This is a genomic window from Peterkaempfera griseoplana (assembly GCF_001418575.1).
In the GTDB taxonomy this organism is placed as follows: Bacteria; Actinomycetota; Actinomycetes; order Streptomycetales; family Streptomycetaceae; genus Peterkaempfera; species Peterkaempfera griseoplana.
In genome coordinates this window covers 22,603-42,387 of sequence record NZ_LIQR01000114.1, presented here as the reverse complement: position 1 = coordinate 42,387, position 19,785 = coordinate 22,603, and the positions used below count along the sequence as shown (strand labels likewise).

The following is a 19,785-nucleotide window of genomic DNA, read 5'->3' as shown; positions in this document are numbered from 1 at the left end:
TCACTGCCCTCCGCCCTTGAGCGAGAGCACGCGTGCAAAGGCATGACCGCCCGGATCCGCGTCAGGAATGCACACCCCGCCGCAGGATGTCCATGCGTGCATCGCGAACGGATGCTCCCGCATGCCGACGTGGAGTGCGGCCCTCAAACCACGGCGCCGCAGCAGAATGTAAGCCGTAAGAGCCTGGGTTTTGCAGTCGTCGCCGACCAGCCAGCTTCTCCTGCCGTGGGACTGCACGGCTCGCTTCAGCGAGGCCAGGCATGGGGCGGACGCGGTGTCCGCACGTGCGTAGTCCGGTGCGAGCAGTGACAGGACCCGAAGGGTCCGCCCGAACCCGATGGTCCGGGTCAGCAGGTCGATTCCGCGCAGCCAGGCCCCGACCTCACGGTACGAGTACTCTCTCCGCCTGGGTCGGGCGCATCCGGCGCGGACCAGTTCGTCGAGGAGTTCTGCCCGGTCTTCGGGTTTCCCGTCAGCGAACCGCAGGATGTCTGCCGTCGACACTCCGAGGAAACGCGTTCGGCTCCAGTCGGCGATCAGCGCGCCACCGGACACCTCAACTATATGGCAGTACGGTGACAGGATCTCCGCAATCGCAGTCAGTGCATCAGTTCTCTCTGCCACCGTGAATCCTCCGGAGGTGGACTGGACTGTGGCCCGCCACCAGTTCCGGCGACGGGCTCACAGAGTAATTCCTCGTCCTCTTTCAGAACTGGTACCCATGGCCGTCGTAATGGCCTCCGGAGAACCCTCGGATCAGGCGACCATCACCGAGACAGACGAGCCGCCGCGGCCGGCGACGCCGCATCAGGCGAAGAATCATCGCTTACCTCCCGGATCGGGCAGCGTGCGATTTCAGGCTATCGCGCGACGCCCGGCGCGCAACTGGAACGCCACGTCCCGGCGCGCGCGAGGAGGATGCGGCCGCGCCTGTCGTCGCGCTACCAATGCCTGGCCTGTTTGCCGCGCCGAGAAACCTTCCGAGCGCGGGAAGGCGGGGATGACCAACCTGTCCCACCCTTTTGTCCCGCAGGTGAGGGAGCGTAACGTGAGAGGGGTACGGACCAGGACTCCCGTGGGGGAGCACCGGCCTGACGGCCCACTGCGGGTGGAAGCAGACCCGGTGCAGCCCCGGTGCACACCCGGCGGACTGTCGGCGCAGAACTCCGCGGCAGAGGAGGTCGATCATGGCCCGCACCGATTCCGTCGTCACGCCTTCGATTCCCGGCACTCTCAAGCCGGGCGGCGTCGAGTCGGAGAACCATCCCTGGAAGATACGTCTGGTCGAGCATCCCGAGCGCTTCGAGTCGCCCTTCTTCCGCGCCGCGAAGCAGGCGGCGCACAAAATCCTCGACGAGACGAACGACGCGAACCTGCCGTACGGGCCCAGGCCCGTCGAACCCGACCACTGGGAGATGCATCACGGTGGAAGCCTGTGGGTGAAGACGGCGGGTGGCTGGCGGATGTACCGGGCCCGTGTGGGCATCGAGTGGAGCATGCAGTTCTGCGCCGAGCCGTCGAAGATCGACCGGCTGCGTCAGGACGCGGCCGAACTCGTGGCGGCCTTCCCGCTGACCCTGCCTGCCCTGGCGAACCTTGGGTACGAGGAGGCCGAACAGCTGCTGCGCACGCCGATCACGGACGCCGACGACGTGGAGGCGTGGACCGACTCCCTGTTCAACGCGTGCGTGCCGATGAGCCACGGAAACCACCAGGGGATCTTGCCGCAGGTGCCCGGTGAGCACCACTACCCCTGGCCCGTGAAGGGTGCGGACTTCTTCCGGTACGGCGACTTCCAGCTGTGGGTGGTCCTGCCCGACGGAACGCATGGAGCTGTGACCCCAGTGGACCGGCGGGGGTCCGGTGACGGGCATGTGCGCCTGGTGCACGCCCCTGAGAGCAGCCGGGCGGCGGACACACTGGCTGAGGCGCAGGAGCTCGGGCTGATGGCAGTCCTGCCGCCGAACAGCTCCGCCGCGCTCCAGGCGTTCGCCGGGCAGATCGAGTCAGGACGGCGCAGTGCGGCCGGGCCGCCGGTCGGGCGCCGGTCACGCGGTAACGGCCAGGGAAGTGCCCGGGCCCCAGGCTCCTGACGCGAGGAGCTGACATACCGTACAGAACCGCTTGATGTGCTCTGCCTACGCCGGGTTGTCTGCCGAGCCCTCGGCGCGTTCCACGGCGGCGCGCGATGTCGGGGCAGGAACGGATCGCCGAGCACCGCGTCCGGCCATCCGGCCCAGCGCGGCAGCCGCCTGGGTGAGACTCCCGGCTCCCGGATGGCCGTTGTTGCCGGGCGCATCCACCGTCTTCAGTATGTACACCACCCAAATCGCGGGCGGCAGGAATCGCCCGGAGCCTGCGGCTGGTCGATGCCTGTGCGGCATCCTGCCGCCGTACATCCTCGACAGACTCGCAGAGGCGGACGACCCCCGGGTACGTGAGGCCGCTCAGCGCACCCTGGAAATCGACACCGAGTTCCGGGAGAACCGGCTGGCCGTGCCCAGTCTGGCGGCGCCCGCCCCAGCCGTTGACTTCATCCTCAAGCGAACGGTCTACGACGCCCATCACGGCCTTGCGCTGCCCGGCGACGTCGTCAGGAACGAAGGCGCCGACCCTGTCACGGACGGGACCGCGAACCGTGCCTACGACAGCCTCGGCCTCACGTTCGCCTTCTACAAGGAGGCGTACAACCGCCACTCGATCGACGACGCCAACCTCCCGCTGGATGCCAGCGTCCACTACCGCCGAAGTTTCAACAACGCGTTCTGGGACGGCGAACGCATGGTCTTTGGTGACGGCGACGGTCTGGTCTTCAACGACTTCACCATTTCCCATGACATCGTCGGCCATGAGCTCACTCACGGTGTCACGCAGTACACCGTCGGCCTGGTCTACGAGGGCCAGTCCGGTGCCCTCAACGAGTCGATCTCTGACGTCTTCGGCTCCCTGGTCAAGCAGTACGCACGTCGCCAGACAGCCGAGGAGGCTGACTGGCTCATCGGCGCCGGTATCTTCACCCCGGCGGTGCACGGCCAGGCTCTGCGTTCCATGAAGGCTCCGGGCACGGCCTTCAACGATCCCCGGTTGGGCGGCAAGGACCCGCAGCCGGACAACATGGGCGGCTATGTGGACGACCCTCTGGATCACGGGGGCGTTCACACCAACTCCGGTATCCCCAACCACGCCTTCTACCTGGTCGCGAGCGCCATCGGCGGATTTGCGTGGGAGCGGGCTGGTCAGATCTGGTACGACACGATCACCTCCGGTGGGTTGTCCCCGAACGCCGATTTCAAGGATTTCGCCCGGGCGACGGTCGTCGCCGCACAGAGCCGCTATGGGAAGGGACCGGAGCACGAGGCGGTTCTCAAGGCCTGGTCGCAGGTGGGCGTCAACGGTAATGGCTGATCTGGTCTCCCCGCGCGGCTGTGCCAGTCCACCATGCTGATGACATGCGCATTCGGGTGATCAGAAGCGGTGGGCTGCTCGGGATGCCGCGCCGGGCCGAGGTGGACACGTCCGGCCTACCAGACTCGGCCGAGCTGGAGCGCCTCGCACTCGAAGTCGTCACTGAAACGCCCTCCGGGGCCGCTCCAGGCGTGCCCGACGGATACCAGTACATCGTGACGGTGGACGACCGTCGCAGCGTTCAGTTTGCCGACCCGGGACTGAGCGATGCGCAGCGGGAGCTGGTCGAGCGCGTACTGGGGGAGGGGGCGTAACGCCCACCTCGACGTCCGTGACCCGGGCGAGTCAGACGCGTCGGGGCGGGCCAGCCCGTGATCCCTCACTGTTCCTCGTCCAGCTGCACTCACTGATGCTGGGCGGCCCGCGGCCTGAGCACCGAACCGTGATCTCTGGAGGATGACCGATGCCGTTGAAGGACTACGGGGTTCTGGCAGCCGGCGCCGTTGCACGCCGCCGCGAGGGAGCCCACGACACCCCGCACTACCAGATCCAGCTGCGTGACCACAGCGGCACCGACTTCCGGGCTGCGGTCAACGTGCTGTCGCAGCAGGCGCCCCCAGATCTGCTGTACCTCGTGGACGACAACTTCCGGCACCCCTTGACCCAGCAGTTGCCTCCCGCGGGCAGCGGCTGGACCGGGTTGTCTTCGGAACCGGGCCGGGCGGCGATGGACTTCATCCGCGGCAACCTGTTCGATCCCGCCGCCATGCGGCCCATTGCCCCTGACCTGCCGGGGCTCGACAACGACCTGGCTGATCTGCTGGACCACTACGTGCTGCGCGCCGTCGCCGACCCCACCATCGCCGTGTACATCTTCGGCCAGCGCTTCGGACCGGAACCGGGGATCCCGGACAAGGTCTTCCACTTCCTTCCCGGGAACGGCGTCCACGATGTCCATATGAATCAGGGCAACCGCGGGCGCTTCGTCAGCGACGACGGCGTGTGGCAAGACGGAGGGCTACTGTTCCACCTGCCCTCCGAGTCCCGGTGGGTCGCCATCTTCCTCGCCTTCCAGTCGCAGGCCTGGCACACCGACGACACCACCGGCCACGCTCTCGCCGCCGTAGCGCCGTCGACCGCCGGCGAAGGCGAGGGCACCATGCGAATCATGGCCGCTCGGGTCAATCCTGTCGGCCCGGCTCCCAAGCCGGGAACCATCACCTTGCTCAACGCGTCTGCAGACGCAGTCGATCTGACAGGCTGGTGCCTGGCCGACGGCCACAAGCGCCGAACCGCCCTTCCCGCCGGCCAGGTGGACGCCGGCGCCACCGTCACCATCCCGGTGAGCGACGGGTTCGAACTCGGCAACCACGGAGGTGCCATCACCCTTCTCGACGCCGCAGGGCTGAAGGTCCACGGCGTCGCATACACCGGACGACAAGCCGCCCGCGAAGGGCAGACCATCGCCTTCTGACGGCTGTTCCCGGCACAGTTGACGTACTGCCGCTCGTCGCCGCCGAACGCCTCGTCAGGGGAAGGCCGGCCAGGAGCCGGGGTCGACGTGGTCGTTCTCGGGCACCTGACTGTGCCCGTACCATCCTCCCCTGGTTTCCCAGACCGACTCGGATCGGTGCGAGGTCAGGTCCTTGGGCACACCCATGGGAAAGGTGTCGGGCACACCGAGCGAGCTGATCCAGGCATGCAACTCCGGCCATCCCTTGCACGGGGTGTCCACGAGTCGAGAGAAGACCTGACCGTGCCAGCGGCAGAAGGGGAAGAAGAGTGCCTCGATCTGGACCACGACCTTGCCCGCCCGGTTGGTCCGGGTGCCACCAGCGGAGTCCTTGAGGGCCTTGGCGCGGGAGTCAGCGGGAAAGAACTGGGCGAAGGTGCCCTCGAACGGGTCCCAGAGGATGTGCGGCGCTATGCTCTTGGCTTCCTCTGAGAAGTATCTCTTGAGCTCGCCGAACGGCTTGAGGTCGTGCGGATGCGCGGCGCTGGCCTCGAAATCTCCGGTGAAGTGGGCGATGGCCTTGGGCGGGAAGCCCTGGTCGGTGGGAGCGTGATCTCCCAGGTCGACCTTCACCGCAGCGGGCATGAACAGTACAGACATGGCGGACCCCAGTGATGCCTCCGGCAGGCGGTTCCGCGGGTGAATCACAGCGGTCGGACCGGCCAGCCGGGCTCGGACAGTGGCATTACCCGCACAGTCACGACACCCGCCTTACGCAAGCAGGTCTCGCGCACGGGATCCCTTCCAGACTACTCCCGCCAGTGCGATACCACGTCGGGGCCTGGTCTGGTGACGCCACGGCCAGAGCGTGGTGCAGTTGGCTGTGACCTGGCCGTTGCGTGTGACTTGGGCGCCAGTGGTTCCGGTGGCATTCCGGGATTTGGCGGGCCTGCGTGAACCGCTCTCGTTCCTCTGGGCCTCATCGTCGGTGTCCATGTCTTTGGAGTATTCGCCAGTGGCCAGTGCGGTGGCGGTATCTGCCTCCTCGGCCGGGTCGCAATCAACCTCTGTTGATCGCTTGGGACGCCTCCGGTCCGTCAGTAGCGTCACGGCCCGCACCGCGTCGGTGAAGGCGACGAGTGAGGTTCTCTCAACGGAGACCACGTCTGCCGGCCGTTGACTCGTCGGGGTGCGGGTGGCAGCCTGCCGGCGATCACAAACGGTCTGGTCACGGGGGAGTCCATGCCTTGCTTCAAAGCCGTCCTCTTCGACTGGGTCGGAACTCTCATCGTCCCGAAGTGGGGGTCACCGAGGAGCGGCTGCACCTCGTCCTCGCAGCCTGCGGCCTTCGCGCGCGCTGACGGTACGTGCTCGTGAAATGGCGTCGAGTGACCCACCGTGGATCGGCCAGCGCGGGTCCGGTTGCGATCAGGTGTGAAGCCCCTGGTAGGACAGGTCTCTCCACAAGATCATGTCCGCAACCGCCAGAGGCTTCACTTCGGTCACCCGTGTTGCCTCGCTCGACGTTCCGCGCCACGCCGTGGAGTACCTGTCCTGTCCCGTCTGCTGGCGGTGCACCGGCGGCGAGTCGGCACTGCGCGCGGCAGCCGGGCGCTCGGCCCTTTCCGCCAGGCGGTGCTGGTGCTGCGCTGGTTCCGTGAGCGCGGTTGTGTGCACCGCCTGGCCTGCGATGCCGACGTCTCCCAGGGCCACCTGCTACCGCCACCTGCACGAAGGCATCGACGTACTCGCCGGACCTGCGCGAAGTCCTGGACCGCTGCCGACGCCAGGGCGTGGCCATGGTGCGCTCGACGTGCCAGCGGACCATCACGCCGTTGCCGCCGTAGCGGGCGTGGTGCTCGGTCATGAAGTTGCTGGACCAGGACTCCGAACTTCTTCGGGTCCGAGGCGCAGGCGGTGCGGCGCCCCCACCCTGCGATGTCACGGGCGGCGAAGGTCGCGTTCACCAGCTTCGCCACGGCGCCCCACGACGGGAACGCCCAGAGAACCGCATGTTGGTCAAGTCTCGAACGGCCACACGGATTTGGCCTGGCTTACGCTACGGTCCTCCCCTGTGGTCACGCATTGCCCTTCGCTCCTTTCTCACACCATGGATCGGCGGTACTGGTGAGATCTCGGATACGGGGCCTTCGTGCGCGGCTGTGGGCGCTGCTCGCCGTCGCCACGACGGTCGGGGTCGCCGCCGGCTTCGCCGCACTGGTGGCGACCGCATGGGCGGTCGCGCTGCCGATGGGGGCCCGGGCCGATGTCGCAGGCTCCGCCGCGGATGTGATCGTCATCACGAAACCGGCGTCGGACACCGTCGACCCAGCCCGGCTCAACTCCTTCCTCGAGCACGCCGTCAGCACTGACGCGCCGGGCGTGTTCACCATCGCCGAGGTGGCGAGCTCCAAGGCGTACAAACTGCCCACCAGCACCAACGACGACATCACCGAGATCTACGCGGTCGACGTGCCGGCCGTCCGGGACCACTCGGTCCTGTCCGCCGGGGTCTGGCCGGAGGCGGCGACCGTCGCGGGGCCGGGCGCCGCCCCGACGGGCTCACCGGCCGCCTGCACCAAGGTGATGGACATTGGCAGCACGATCGACGGTGCCGCGCCGCCGCCGTGCGCCGTCGTGCCGGCCGCGCTGCCGACCGCCGTCGCGAGCCGGCTGAACCTGCACGTCGGAGATCACCTGACGGTCTCCTCCTCGCCCGGCTATCCGCCGGTCACCTTCGCGATCGTCGGCGAGTACCAGCTGAGTTCCGCGGCCGCTCAGCCGGCGCTGGCCTGGAACGAGACGCCGGCCGGCATCCACTACGGGTCGGTGGTCACCACCTTCGGACCGATGGCCGTGGCTCCGGGCGCGTTCGCCGTGGGAGCGCTCCCGTACGGGAAGATCCAGTGGACTCTGGTGCCGGTCGGTGCGCCTTCCACCGGCACGCTGCACGCCGCGATCACCGCGATCGCCGCGGACAAGCGGCTCTCCGACCAGGGCTACCTACGCAACCCGCTGCTTGCCGACGAGCTGTCCGACGTGGGTCGGCGCACCACGGCCGCCGAAGCGCAACTGCTGGCCGCCGCAGTGCTGTTGGGCCTGCTGGCCGGACTGTCCGTGGCCGCCGCGGCGGGCAACCTGGTCGGCCGCGGCGCGGCCCAGGCCGCGCTGATGCGCTCGCGGGGCGCGCCGACCTGGAAGCTGGCCGCGGTCTACGTGCCCGACATCGCAGTGCTCTTCCTTGCCGCGGCCGCGGGAATCCTCGCCCAGGGGCCACTGCTGGGCCGCGCGGTGCTGCGCCTGGCGGCGCCGGCCGGAGGGCCGGCCGGGCTCCCCGGACCGGGCCTCGGCCAGTCCACGGCCGGCTGGACCGCCGGCGCCGCGGTGGCCGGCGTCGCCGCCGCGATCGTGCTGCTGCGCGCCGTCCGCGCCGCGCTTCCGGCCCAGGTGGCGGCCGCGGCCGGGCGGCAGGCGGCGGTGACCGGGATGGTCCGGGCCGGGGCCGACGTGGCCCTGCTGGGCCTGGCCGCGGTGGCCCTGTGGCAGGCCGCGAACACCGGCCTCGCCACCGACGGCACGGACGGCGGCACCAGCGTGGTGCTGATCACGGCCTGCGCCCCGGCACTGGCCGTGGCGGCCGGTGCGGCCCTGTGCGGCCGGCTGGTGACCGGAGCGGCGCTGCTGAGCGAGCGGTTCGGCGCGCGCGCCCGTACGCTGCCGGCCCGGCTGGCCGCCTGGGAACTGGCCCGGACCCCGCTGCGGCACGTGGTCCCGGCCCTGCTGTCGGTGGCCGCCGTCGCAGGATGCGGGTACGCCGTGGCACAGCACGCCAGTTGGCAGCGCTCCGCGCAGGACCAGGCCGAATTCCAGGTCGGCGCCGACGTCGCGCTGCAGCTGGGCCGGGCGGCGGCGCTGGACGAGGCGGGCCGGCTGACCCGGGCCGCCGGGGTGCTCGACGCGACCCCGGTGTACCGGTCCCTGCCGGAGACGGGCCCGGCCGTGGTCGGGCTCGACGCGGCCACCGCAGCGCGCACCTCGCTGCTGCGCCCGGACCAAGTAGGCGGCTCGCCGGCCGCGCTGTGGGCCAGGATCACCCCGTCGGCTCGGGTCGGCATCGCGCTGCCGGGCCGACCGGAGCGGATCCGGCTGGCCGCGAAGCTGACCGCGCCCCACCTGACCGGCGCCACGGTCTCCGTGACGGTGGCCGACGCGTCCGGCCTGTTCTACCCGGTCGGCCTGGGGACACTGCCTGCGGACGGGGCGCAGCACGCCCTGACCGCCCGGCTCGCCCCGGACGCCGACGGGCTCCCCTATCCGCTGCGGCTGGTCGGCGTGGAGCTGCACTACCCGATGTCCTCGAGGGTGCGCAGCGCCCCCGACTTCACCGTCGGCCAGGTGGCCGAGCAGCAGACCGGCGCGGCCGCGTTCACCCCGGTGCCCGGAGCCCGCGCCGCGATGCAGTCGTGGAAGTCGGGCACCTACGGGACGGATGCGGGGCAGACCACGACCTCCCGGAGCTCGGGCACCGAGGCGGTCCTGCCCGCGGTGGCCACCTCGGAGTATCTGGCTGCCGCCCACAGGAAGATCGGTTCGACCGTCTCGGCGAAGGTCGACCGGACCACGCTCCAACTGCACATCGTCGGCGTCGTGTCCGCCTTCCCGGCGCTCGGCGACATCACCAACGGCCAGGTGCTGATCGTGGACCTGGGCGCCCTGTCGGACCAGGCGATACTGCACAACGATCCGCTGACGCCGCCGCTGACCTGGTGGCTGCACACCGCGAACGGCGCGGTGCCGCCGACGCTGCCGGTGGCCGCGCGGGCCGCCGCCGCCCGGCAGACCGGGGCGGCGCTGCTGGCCGACCCGCTGGCCGCGGTCCCTCAGCGGGTGCTGGTGGTCGGCCCCGCGGCGCTGGTGCTGCTGGCCCTGCTCGGCCTGCTGGTCTCGCTGCTGGCCACGGCGCGGGAGGCGAGCGCGCGCGACACGGTGCTGTCCGCGCTGGGCATGACCCGGGGGCAGCGGGCCGCGCTGGCCTGCATCCTGCACACCGCGGTGGCACTGCCGGCCGTGGTCCTCGGGGCGGGTCTGGGCCTGCTGCTGTCCCGGGTCCTGGTGCCGGTGTTCGTCCTGTCCCCGCAGGCGGCCGCGCCTCAGCCGCCTGCCACGGTGCTGTTCGCCGCCGGCTGGCCGGCCGCGGCGGCGGCCGCACTGGTCGGCCTGACCGCCCTGGCGGCCTTCGCCGCCTCGGCCCGCCGCCGGGACCCGTCCGCCGCGTCGCGCCTGGGAGGCTGACTCAGCATGCGAACTCTGATGCGCAGACTGCGCAACGCCTGGCGGCGCCCGGCCGCACTGGTGCTCGCCGTACTGGCGGGCTGCTTCGCACTGGCCTCGGCCGCCGACGCCCGGGCCGACCTGGCCGGACGCAACCGCGCGCTGACCAAGGTGATCCGGAATCTGGACCAGAACGGGCGGATGATCACTGCCAGCGCCAACTACGCCGACTTCGTGGCGGTCAACGAGCTGGAGGGCGACAACACCAAGCCGCAGCAGCTGAACGACGCGCTGGAGTCGGAGAAGCAGGACGTCCTCGACGCGCTGGACAGTTCCACGGCACACCTGCCCCTCGAGCCCGCCGGATCCCGGTCCAAGCTGATCTCGCCGGTCTACCGGGTGGACGGCGCCGGGCCCACCGCCCGGCCGCGCGGCGGTGCCCCGGCGCAGACGCAGTTCTACTACCTGGAGAACGAGCAGCAGCACGCCAGGCTCACCGCCGGGCGCTGGCCGCAGCACATCACCATGACGGACACCACGCCCAGCCTCTACACCGTCGAAGTGGCCCTGTCCACGGCGACGCTGCAACGGCTCGGACTGTCGGTCGGCGACAGCTACCAGGCGGTGTCCGACCTCGACCAGTTCCCGCCGCCACCGGTCACGATCCTGATCACCGGGGCGTTCACCCCGCTCGACCCGGGTTCGCCGTACTGGCAGGAGGAGCCGGCCGGCTTCGCCCCGCAGCTCAACGCATCGAAGGTCAAACCGTTCTACCTGGTCGGCGGTCTGCTCTCGGCCGTCGAGGCGACCCGGCTGGCCTCGACGACCGCCTTCGGCAGGAGGGGGATGGTGGCGCAGTGGAACGTGCCGATCGACCTGTCCCGCCTGACCTCGGCGAACGCCCGGCGGTACGAGGACAGGATCGACACCGAGCTGTCCGATGCCCTGCTGGCCATCATGCCGGACGACAGCGCCTCGCCGATGGCGCTGTTCTTCCAGACCGAAGTGAACGACACGCTGGCCCAGTTCCTGGCCGAGCAGCGCGCCGGACAGATGGAGACCGCGATGCCGGCGGTCAGCCTGGCGGCGATCGGCCTGTTCGCGCTGCTGCTGGCGGCGCGGTCCGTGGTGGACCGGCGCGACGGTGAGTTCAGGCTCCTGCGCGCCCGGGGCGCGCCGCTGTGGCGGCTGGCCTGGTCGTCCCTGGCGGAGACGCCGGTGACGGTGATCCCGCTGACCGCGCTGGGCCTGCTGATCGCCGCGTGCCTGCCCGGTGCCACGCCGGCCGGGCTGTGGCGCGACGAACTGGTGCTCCCGGCCGCCGCGGTGCTCGGCCCCGCCGTGCTGACCGTGGTGCGGTACCGGCACTCCGGAGCGCCCACAGCCCGCCGGGTGCGCAGCGTCGCCCAGCAGCGGGCCCGGCGGACCGCGGCGCAGATCGCGCTGGTGGTGCTCTGCCTGCTCGGCCTGAACGAGGCCCGGTCGCAGGGCTTCTCGCCCACCGGCGGGATCAACCTCCTGACGGCCGGCGCGCCGCTGCTGGCTGCGGTGCTCGCCGCGCTGGTGACGCTGGCCGTCGGCCCGCCGCTACTGCAGCAGTTGGTGAGGCTGACCGCCGGGCGGCGCGGGGTGATCGGGCTGCTCGGCCTGGCCCGCACGGCGCGTACCCCCGCCTCGGCCACGGTGACCGTGGTCATCCTGACCCTGGTGCTGGCCACCGCGGACATCGCGGTCGCCCTGCACACCACCCCGGTGTGGAAGGCCGCCGCCGCGGCCTCGACCACGGCGCCGAACGTCTCCGCCGCGGGCGGCAGCACCTTCCACAGTCCGGCGTTCCAAGGCCCGGACCCGTTGCAGGGCGCCACCGCCGACTACCTGACCGTGCTCGCGGCGCTGGCCGTCGCAGCAGGCTGCCTCGTGGTCGCGCTGGCCGTGGCCGGGGACGCGGTCGAGCGGCGCTCCACCACCGCCCGGCTCGGCACCATGGGACTGACCGCCGCGCAGGCTCGCGCCATCACCGCCGTGGAACTGCTCGGCCCGATCGCGCTGGCCGCGGTCGGCGGCACCGCCGCGATCGCGCCGCTGCTGTGGACCGTACGCCCCGCCCTGGCCCAGGCCCTCGGCGGAGCCGGCGCGCACGTGACGGTCGAAACCCTGGTTCTGCCCCTCGGCGCGATGACCGTGCTCGCCCTGGCCGCCGGTCTCGCCGCCGCCGCAGCGGCGCGCCGCGGCACCACCCGCGCCCTGCGCCTCGGCGACTCGACGGAAGGAGCCTGACGGTGAGCGTCACCGAAACGGATGAGGACACTGCGACGTTGCGCGGCACCGGGGTGCCGGCGATCGAGTGCGCGTCGCTGGTACGGATCTACCGCACCGCGAAGCTGGAGGTACAGGCACTGCAGGGCCTGGACCTGCGGGTGGCCGAGGGCGAGTTCACCGCGCTGGTCGGCGCCTCCGGCAGCGGCAAGTCCACCCTGCTGGGCATTCTGTCCGGCCTGGACTCGCCGACGGCCGGTTCGGTGAAGGTGGCCGGCCGGGAACTGGCCGGGCTCAGCCGCCGCGAGCGGCTGGCCTACCGGCGCGAGACGGTCGGCTTCATCTGGCAGAGCCCGCCGCGCAATCTGCTGCCGCACCTGACCTCGCTGGAGAACGTGGCGCTGCCGCAGACCTACCTCGGGGTCTCCTGCAAGGCGCGCCGGACCCGGGCGCTGGACCTGCTGGAGACGATGGGCGTGGCCTACTGCAGGGACCGCGTGCTGGGGCAGATGTCCGGCGGCGAGCAGCAGCGGGTGGCCATCGCGGTCGCTCTGGCCAACAAGCCGGCCGTACTGCTGGCCGACGAGCCGACCGGCGAACTGGACTCGGACTCGGCCGCGCAGGTCCTCGCCGCGCTGCGCGAGGCCGGCGCGGAGCACGGGGTCACCACCCTGATCGTCACGCACGACGAGGGCGTCTCCGGCCAGGTGCAGCGCACCATCGCGATCCGGGACGGGCGCACCGCCACCGAGACGCTGCGCCCCGGGGCCAACGGGGCACGCCCGGCCGGCCCGGGCGAGGACCCGGACGAGCACGAGGCCTTCGAGTACGCGGTGGTGGACCGCTCCGGCCGGCTGCAGCTGCCGCCGGAGTTCACCGAGCCGCTGGGCATCCGGGACCTGGTCCGGCTGACCCACGAGACCGGACACGTCGGGGTGTGGCCGGAGCCGGGCAAAGGCGCGGGCGGGCCGGAGAACGCGGACGGCGCGGCGACCGCGGACGGCGGCTCGGACGGTGGTGCCGCCGGATCGGCGACACGGAGTGCTGATGACCCAGCGGGTTCGGCCCAAGCCGCGGACGAGCGCGTGGCCGGCGGCGACCGCGGGCGACCCATCACAGAATCGGGGGATCGATCATGACCGCCTCCTCTCCGGAGACGGTCCGCGCCGGCGGCGCGGACCTGGCCGCACCGCAGCTGTTGCAGGCTCGCGAGCTCACCCGGCAGTTCGGGCGCGGACGCACAGCCGTGCAGGCGCTGCGCGGGGTCAGCCTGGACCTGACTCCCGGACAGGTGCTGGCGGTGCGCGGCCGGTCCGGGTCGGGCAAGACCACGCTGCTGAACATCCTCGGCGGGCTGGACCTGCCCACCGGCGGCTCGGTGCGGATCAACGGCCAGGACCTCGGGACGATGAGCGACCGACAGCGGGTACTGCTGCGGCGCACCACGGTCGGCTTCGTGTTCCAGTCCTTCGGACTGATCCCGTTCCTGACCGCAGCGGAGAACGCCGGCGTGCCGCTGCGCATCTCCCGGGCCGAGGCCAGGGCACGCGACGAGCGGGTCATGCGGGTACTGGACCTGGTGGGACTGACCGACCACGCCGAGCACCAGCCGGCCGAGCTGTCCGGCGGCCAGCAGCAGCGGGTCGCCATCGCCCGGGCCCTGGCGCAGAGCCCGCAGATCCTGATCGCCGACGAGCCGACCGGCCACCTGGACACGGCGCAGGGCCTGCGCATCCTCGGCCTGCTGCGTCAGATCGCGGACAGCGAGGGCACCTCGATCGTGCTCAGCTCGCACGACAAGCGGGTCGTCGACTTCGCCGACACGGTTCTCAACCTGCACGACGGACAGGTGAGAGGGGACCTGCGGGCTTCGCCGACCGCACCATAGAGCCTGATCAGGCGGTTTGCCCGCGCCGGCGCCGATACGCAGAACCCGACAGGGGGACGGGCGCCGGGCACAGCCGGAGATCGGCGGTCACGGTCGCGACCTGCCGGGAGGGTTCGTCGGCACCCGTAGTCCTGCTCCCGGCGACCCACGGTCGGCCGCCGGGCGACGCGCCACCACGGATGCCGCGGCGACGTCCGGCCGGCTGCCACACTCGCCGCATGCAGAAGTTCTCCCGGGAGGCATCCGCACGCGAGCACCGCGCAAGGGCCGGAACCGCGCCGACCGGGCGCAGCGCCGCGTCGGCCCACGGCGGTCACGGGCATCGTCTGCGCCGGACCCCGGTCGCGCCGAAGGCGGGCACCGGGTCAGCCGAGCAGGAGAACCCGGGTGAGGCGACCGTGCAGGTGCCGGGCGGCCGGGTCCGGCTGCACGGTGGAAGCACCTCTTGGGACGGCGCGGCCGGGGACCTGTGGGCCGTTCCGCCCGCCCGGCGCAGCCTGCAGGCCCTCGGGGACGCCGCCGTCCTGACCGGCGCCGGGAAGGCGTGACAGCGCCGCCGGCGGGGCCGGAGGACCCGCCCAGCACCGTTTCCACGCCGAGGCTGCTGGCCTTCGGCCATGGGACGGCTGACCGCGACGAGCTGACGGCGCTGCTGCACGGGGCGGGCGTACGCGCCGTCGTGGACGTCAGAACGGCTCCGGGCAGCAGGCGCAACCCCGACGCGAACCGGCAGGCACTGTCCGTCTGGATGCCCGAGCAGGGCATCGACTACCGGTGGGAGGTGCGGCTCGGCGGCTTCCGCAAGCCGGCTCCGGACTCGCCCGACACGTTCTGGGAGAACGACTCCTTCCGCGGCTACGCCGGGCACACGCGCAGTCCGGAGTTCCTCGCGGCCATGGACGACCTGCTGCGCCAGGCCGCCACCACCCCGACCGCCGTGATGTGTGCCGAGACGCTGTGGTGGCGCTGCCACCGCCGGATCATCGCCGACTTCGCGGTCCTCGTCCGGCACGACTGCGTCCAGCACCTCGGCCATGACGGTCACCTGACGGAACATCGGCCGACCTCGGGCGCCAGGGTCCGTGCGGACGGTCTGCTCGTCTACGACCGCTGACCGGGCCCCGTCGGCTGCGCGGCGCACGCTGCGTGCGGGTCATGCCCTGACGTCCCGGCCGGAGCATCGGGTGCCGAGCAGTCGCCCGTCTCCTCCTGGCGAGTCACGACCCGGTGACCGCCATCCCCGTACCGTGCGACGAGCCGTCGCACGGCCGTGTCTCCAGACCTTCTCCAACGAGCACCGCCCGCACCGATCCGGCTCGGCGGACCGCCATGGGCACCACCATGCCGCCTGATCAGGACGGACGATGTACCGGAGCCCGGAGTGTCAGCCTGCGGCCGGCGGACGGGGTGGATCCGTCCGTGCCTTTCGGCCGCCGCAGGAGGTGACGGGTGGTCGGGGCCGCTGCGGTGGCCGAGCCGTCCTGCCGCGACGGCTGCGGGCAGCTCCTCCCTCACCCGCACCAGCCCGTGACCTCACCGGCGGCGGGCGCTGAGTTGCGTAGCGATGGCGGCAAAGCGCCGCCACCGTCCGGGCCGTGGCCGGCCGGACGATGGCGGCGCGCCGCGTCGCGCTGGCCGGGGGTCAGCCGATGGTCAGGGCGAACAGGTGCATGGCGACCTGGTTGGTGGCCGCGTTCGGGCCGATGTTCGGCAGGGTCAGGTAGGCGACGGTCTTGCCTGCCTGGAGCGGGACGGTGGCGCCGTACACGCTGACCTTCTGCTGGTACTTGCCTCCCGCGTTGTTGAAGTAGTCGGTGGTGGCCAGGATGTCGCTCCCGTCGGCGGCGCTGTTGTTCCACCAGTCGGAGAAGGACAGGCTGAAGGTCTGGCTGGTTCCGTCGGTGTAGGTGATCATCCCGGTGCCGGAGGCGTTGCCGTAGTCGGCGGTGCCGAGGAAGCCGAGTTTGGTGCCGCTGCCGGTGAAGGGGACGGTCTGGCCGCTGGCCACGATGTTGTCGGGCTTGCCGGTGCCCGTGGTGGGCCAGGTGAAGGTCAGGCCGTCGTGGGTGACGGTGCCGCCGGAGGTGATCCCCTGGGCGGCGAGGGCCTGCTGGGACAGGCTTGCGTTCCCGCCGTCGAGGTTGCCGGCGCCGGGGTTGGCGTCGTCGCTGACGCCGATGTTGGTGATGATGTCGCTGAGGGAGGAGTACGGGACCAGCAACTGCCCGGCCGCGTCGTCACTGGCCTTGGCGCCCTGGTAGGTGGCGGAGGCGGCGAGGGCGTAGGAGCCCGGCCCCACGCCGTCCGGGGGTGTGATGGTCCAGGTGGTCTTCACCGAGGCGCCGGCCGGGACGCTGGAGAAGGTGGCCGGGGAGGTCGCCACCGCGGTCCACCCGTCGGGCACGTCGACGCTGACCGACGCGTTCGGCAGGGCGGTGGGACCGGAGTTGGTGTACGTGGTGGTCGCCGTGACGGTGGAGCCCGGCTTGACGATCGGCGTCGAGGCGATCGTCAAGGTGTGGTGCACGCGGATCACCGCGGAGCCGGTGACGCCGTTCACGGTCGCGCTGATGGTGGCCGCACCGTTGCCCACCGTCGTGACGACACCCTTCGCACTGACGGTGGCGACCGACGGGTCGCTGCTGGAGTAGTGGACCCTGGACTTGGACAGGTCCACGAAGGAGCCGTCGTCGTTGACCGCCTCGACGACGTGGTCCGCGGTGACGCTCAGGTTCCGGCCGGGCTGGGCGGCCGGGTCGGTGTCATCCTTGATCCACTGGTTGCGGGCCGTGAGGTCGATGGTGGCCCCGGCGTCGTAGACCACGGACTCGGGCTGCACCGTCACGTACTGCACGTGCGGAGTGAGGCCGCCGTGGACGGTGACCGAGGCGGATCCGGCGGTGGTGGCCGCGTCCGGCCCGACCTGGAAGCGGTACCTGCCGTCGAAGACGACCTGCCTGGCCTTCTGGCCGTCGTGGAAGGCGAGGTCGGGGACGCGCACCGGCAGGGTGATGTGCTGGGTGGCGCCCGGCCTGAGGACCCTGGTCTTCTGGAAGCCGGCCAGCCGCTTCTTCGGCAGTTCCCGGCCGGCGACGGAGAAGTCGGTGGCCGCGTAAAGCTGGGCGACGGTGGTCCCGGGCACGGTACCGGTGTTGGTGACGTCGAAGCTGACCTTCACCGTGCCGTCGGCGTCCACCGAGGAGCGGTCGGCCCGGACGTGGGAGTAGGCGAAGGAGCTGTAGCTCAGGCCGTAGCCGAAGGGGTACGTGGGGGTGCCGGTGAAGTACTGGTACGTGCGGCCCAGGCCGCCCGTCCCGCCGGGGGCCAGGTCGTAGTCGGAGATGTCCGGCAGCTGCGAGTCGTCCTTGTACCAGGTGAAGTTGAGGTGCCCGCCGGGGTTCTGCCTGCCGAACAGCACGTCGGCGAGGGCGTCGCCCTGACTCTCCCCGTTGTAGCCGGCGAAGACGATCGAGGCGACCTTGGCGCGGTAGGCCTCGATGGCGACCGGCCCGTCGGACTGGATGTCCAGCACCGTCCTGGGGTTGCCCAGGGCGGTGACCTGGTCGATGAGGCTGCCGTAGTTGCCGGGCAGCGCCAGCCCGCTGCGGTCCTTGCCCTCGCCGGCGGTGGCGTCGTCGGTGCCGACGGCGACGACCACCAGGTCGGCGTCCTTGATGTCGGCCTGGGTCTGGTCGCTGAGCGTCGCCTCGCCCTTAGCGGTGGTGGACGTGCCCGCCGCGTCGTACACCACCTGCGCGGCGGGGTTGGCCGCCTTGAGCTGGGCGGTGATGCCCTGGACGGCGTCCACCTTCTTGGTGGGGTCGCCGGAGTAGCCTCCGAGGGTGAACTTGCCCGCCTGGTCGCCGACGATGACGACCTTGCCCAGCTTCGCCGGGTCGGCCGGCAGCACGGGTTTGCCGGTGGCGGCGACCTTGTCGTTCTGCAGCAGGACGAGCGAGTTGTCGGCGACGGTCCGTGCGAGGTCCTGGTGGGCCGGGGACTCGATGACGTCCTTGGTGATCCGCGTGTACGGCTGCTTGTCCACCGGGTCGAACTCACCGGTCTGCATCCGGACCGTGAACAGGTGCACCAGCGCGTTGTCGACGACGCCCTCGCTGAGGATGCCGGCCCGGATCGCCTGCTCCAGATCGGGCGTCGTGGCCTCCGTCCCGGTGCAGTTGACGTTGGTGCCCGCCCGCAGTGCGTAGGCCTGGCCGCCGGCGGCGCCGGAGACCTTCTCGCCGGTGGCGTCGTTGGTCCAGGTCGCGTTGCCGCCCTTGCGGTCGGTCGTCCAGCCCGGCGGGGCCCAGTCGTGGCCGGAGGGGAAGCTCTGGTACGTGGTGCCGACCGCGCCGCAGTCGGAGGTGATGTAGCCGGCGAAGCCGTAGGTGCGCTGAGCGATCTGGTTGGTGGTGTACGTGTTGGCCACCGACGGCGTGCCGTTGATGGCGTTGTACGAGGTCATCAGGCCGGCGACATGGGCCTTCTCTATCAGGCTCCTGAACTGCGCGGTGTAGTAGTCGTACAGGTCGTTGTCGGTGACGTCGGAGCTGATGCCGGTGCGGTTCTGCTCGACGTCGTTGAGCGCGTAGTGCTTGGCGGTCGAGGCGACCTTGAGGTACTTGCCCATGGGCTTGCCGTCCTGGGTCTGCCCCTGGTAGCCGTTGACGAACGCCCCGGCCATCTGCCCGGTGAAGTACGGGTCCTCGCCGAACGCCTCGTCGGTGCGTCCCCAGCGCGGGTCGCGGTCGAGATTGACCGTCGGCGCCCAGTAGGTGAGCATGCCGTAGTCGTCCTTCGAGGGGCCGAGGTTGTTCTGCGCGGTGCCCCACAGCGACTTGTCCAGCAGGCCGCGGGCCTCGTCGGAGACCGCGGTCGTCTCCCGGTAGATCAGGTTCTTGTCCCAGGACATGGACGCGGCGAAGTTGGTGGGGAAGCTGGTGGCGTGCACACCACCGGTCACCGAGCCGGGGTTGGTGTTGGCGAACAGCGCGTTGATGCCGTGCTGCCCCTCGCTCCAGTACGTGTACTGCTGCACGCCCAGCCGGGGGATGGCCGGTGCGCTGTTGGTGCGCAGTTGCTGGGCCTTCTCGTCGAGGGACATCCGCGAGACCAGATCCGCGGCCCGTTCCTGGAACGAGTAGGAGGTGTCCAGGTAGATCGGCACGGACGCCTGCGTCGCGGCAGGCGGTTTCGCCTGCGCGGTCCCGGCGATCGTGCCGACCAGTCCGAGAGAGCACACGGTCGCCATGACCGCGTACCTCACGGGTGCGTTACTCCAGCGCATTGCCTCTCCTTGCACGTGGTGGATGGTGACTCGGAGAAAGATGGGAGCGGGTCCGGGCGCGCGGGCACCGCACGATCCGGGCGCGGCAGGCGCCCTGCGAAGGCGGTGAGGTGCGGGCCGGCCCGCTCGCCACGGCCGGCCCTGCGATCGGACCTGATCGTCCGTCAGGGGATGAGCTGCTCACGAAGCGGACGTCGCGCGGGGGAGGGGCCGCCTGTCGGGCCG

Annotated in this window: 13 protein-coding genes; 10 read left to right on the top strand and 3 right to left on the bottom strand. The window is 71.1% G+C overall.

The genetic code is table 11. The features are described 5' to 3' along the window. The gene (locus AOK09_RS37545; protein WP_079062892.1) at positions 1–624 is read right to left on the bottom strand and encodes a lasso peptide biosynthesis B2 protein; all 624 of its coding nucleotides are present in this window, start codon (positions 622–624) and stop codon (positions 1–3) included. A gap of 563 nt (positions 625–1,187) precedes the next feature. Here AOK09_RS37545 and AOK09_RS09600 point away from each other — a divergent pair. The 4 genes from AOK09_RS09600 (at position 1,188) to AOK09_RS09585 (ending at position 4,879) form a co-directional block, all read left to right on the top strand. Then, positions 1,188–2,093: a DUF6424 family protein gene (locus AOK09_RS09600; RefSeq protein WP_055586699.1), complete on the top strand. Its 906-nt coding sequence runs from the start codon at positions 1,188–1,190 to the stop codon at positions 2,091–2,093. A 220-nt stretch (positions 2,094–2,313) separates the two neighbouring features. Further along, positions 2,314–3,405, top strand: coding sequence for a M4 family metallopeptidase (locus AOK09_RS09595; protein WP_079062896.1), 1,092 nt, complete (start codon positions 2,314–2,316; stop codon positions 3,403–3,405). Positions 3,406–3,449: 44 nt separating this feature from the next. Beyond that, positions 3,450–3,719: a protealysin inhibitor emfourin gene (locus AOK09_RS09590; RefSeq protein WP_055586698.1), complete on the top strand. Its 270-nt coding sequence runs from the start codon at positions 3,450–3,452 to the stop codon at positions 3,717–3,719. Between the two features lie 149 nt (positions 3,720–3,868). Next, positions 3,869–4,879: a DUF2278 family protein gene (locus tag AOK09_RS09585; protein ID WP_055586697.1), complete on the top strand. Its 1,011-nt coding sequence runs from the start codon at positions 3,869–3,871 to the stop codon at positions 4,877–4,879. A gap of 54 nt (positions 4,880–4,933) precedes the next feature. On the opposite strand, the gene AOK09_RS09580 is transcribed toward AOK09_RS09585, so the two are convergent. Beyond that, positions 4,934–5,518, bottom strand: a complete 585-nt coding sequence (locus AOK09_RS09580; RefSeq protein WP_055586696.1) for a hypothetical protein — start codon at positions 5,516–5,518, stop codon at positions 4,934–4,936. Between the two features lie 1,467 nt (positions 5,519–6,985). Between AOK09_RS09580 and AOK09_RS09570 the strand changes: the two genes are divergently transcribed. The 6 genes from AOK09_RS09570 to AOK09_RS09545 all read left to right on the top strand — a co-directional run bounded on the left by AOK09_RS09570 (position 6,986) and on the right by AOK09_RS09545 (position 15,387). Further along, positions 6,986–10,150 carry an FtsX-like permease family protein gene (locus tag AOK09_RS09570; protein ID WP_055586694.1) on the top strand — a complete coding sequence of 1,055 codons (3,165 nt, stop codon included), beginning with the start codon at positions 6,986–6,988 and terminating at the stop codon, positions 10,148–10,150. Positions 10,151–10,156: 6 nt separating this feature from the next. Further along, complete coding sequence (locus AOK09_RS09565; RefSeq protein ID WP_157875844.1) at positions 10,157–12,406, top strand: hypothetical protein; 2,250 nt, start codon at positions 10,157–10,159, stop codon at positions 12,404–12,406. Between the two features lie 2 nt (positions 12,407–12,408). Continuing rightward, positions 12,409–13,524: an ABC transporter ATP-binding protein gene (locus tag AOK09_RS09560; RefSeq protein WP_063795901.1), complete on the top strand. Its 1,116-nt coding sequence runs from the start codon at positions 12,409–12,411 to the stop codon at positions 13,522–13,524. After that, complete coding sequence (locus AOK09_RS09555) at positions 13,521–14,273, top strand: ABC transporter ATP-binding protein (RefSeq protein WP_055586692.1); 753 nt, start codon at positions 13,521–13,523, stop codon at positions 14,271–14,273. The genes AOK09_RS09560 and AOK09_RS09555 overlap by 4 nt, the downstream gene beginning before the upstream one ends. Before the next feature lie 218 nt (positions 14,274–14,491). Beyond that, positions 14,492–14,821 (top strand): cupin domain-containing protein, encoded by a 330-nt coding sequence (locus tag AOK09_RS09550; RefSeq protein ID WP_055586691.1) that lies wholly within the window; start codon positions 14,492–14,494, stop codon positions 14,819–14,821. Continuing rightward, positions 14,818–15,387: a DUF488 domain-containing protein gene (locus tag AOK09_RS09545; protein WP_175609279.1), complete on the top strand. Its 570-nt coding sequence runs from the start codon at positions 14,818–14,820 to the stop codon at positions 15,385–15,387. Before AOK09_RS09550 ends, AOK09_RS09545 begins: the two co-directional genes overlap by 4 nt. A gap of 528 nt (positions 15,388–15,915) precedes the next feature. Here the strand turns inward: AOK09_RS09545 and AOK09_RS09540 are convergent. Next, a complete protein-coding gene (locus AOK09_RS09540; RefSeq protein WP_079062891.1) occupies positions 15,916–19,560 on the bottom strand; it encodes a glycoside hydrolase family 3 C-terminal domain-containing protein in 3,645 nt (1,214 codons plus the stop codon). Between the last annotated feature and the right edge of the window lie 225 nt (positions 19,561–19,785).

Bases quoted from the DNA above. Each gene is read 5' to 3' on its own strand.
- AOK09_RS09600 (WP_055586699.1), top strand. From the start codon at position 1,188: ATGGCCCGCACCGATTCCGTCGTCACGCCTTCGATTCCCGGCACTCTC.
- AOK09_RS09595 (WP_079062896.1), top strand. From the start codon at position 2,314: ATGTACACCACCCAAATCGCGGGCGGCAGGAATCGCCCGGAGCCTGCG.
- AOK09_RS09590 (WP_055586698.1), top strand. From the start codon at position 3,450: ATGCGCATTCGGGTGATCAGAAGCGGTGGGCTGCTCGGGATGCCGCGC.
- AOK09_RS09585 (WP_055586697.1), top strand. From the start codon at position 3,869: ATGCCGTTGAAGGACTACGGGGTTCTGGCAGCCGGCGCCGTTGCACGC.
- AOK09_RS09580 (WP_055586696.1), bottom strand. From the start codon at position 5,518: ATGTCTGTACTGTTCATGCCCGCTGCGGTGAAGGTCGACCTGGGAGAT.
- AOK09_RS09565 (WP_157875844.1), top strand. From the start codon at position 10,157: ATGCGAACTCTGATGCGCAGACTGCGCAACGCCTGGCGGCGCCCGGCC.
- AOK09_RS09555 (WP_055586692.1), top strand. From the start codon at position 13,521: ATGACCGCCTCCTCTCCGGAGACGGTCCGCGCCGGCGGCGCGGACCTG.
- AOK09_RS09550 (WP_055586691.1), top strand. From the start codon at position 14,492: ATGCAGAAGTTCTCCCGGGAGGCATCCGCACGCGAGCACCGCGCAAGG.
- AOK09_RS09540 (WP_079062891.1), bottom strand. From the start codon at position 19,560: ATGCGCTGGAGTAACGCACCCGTGAGGTACGCGGTCATGGCGACCGTG.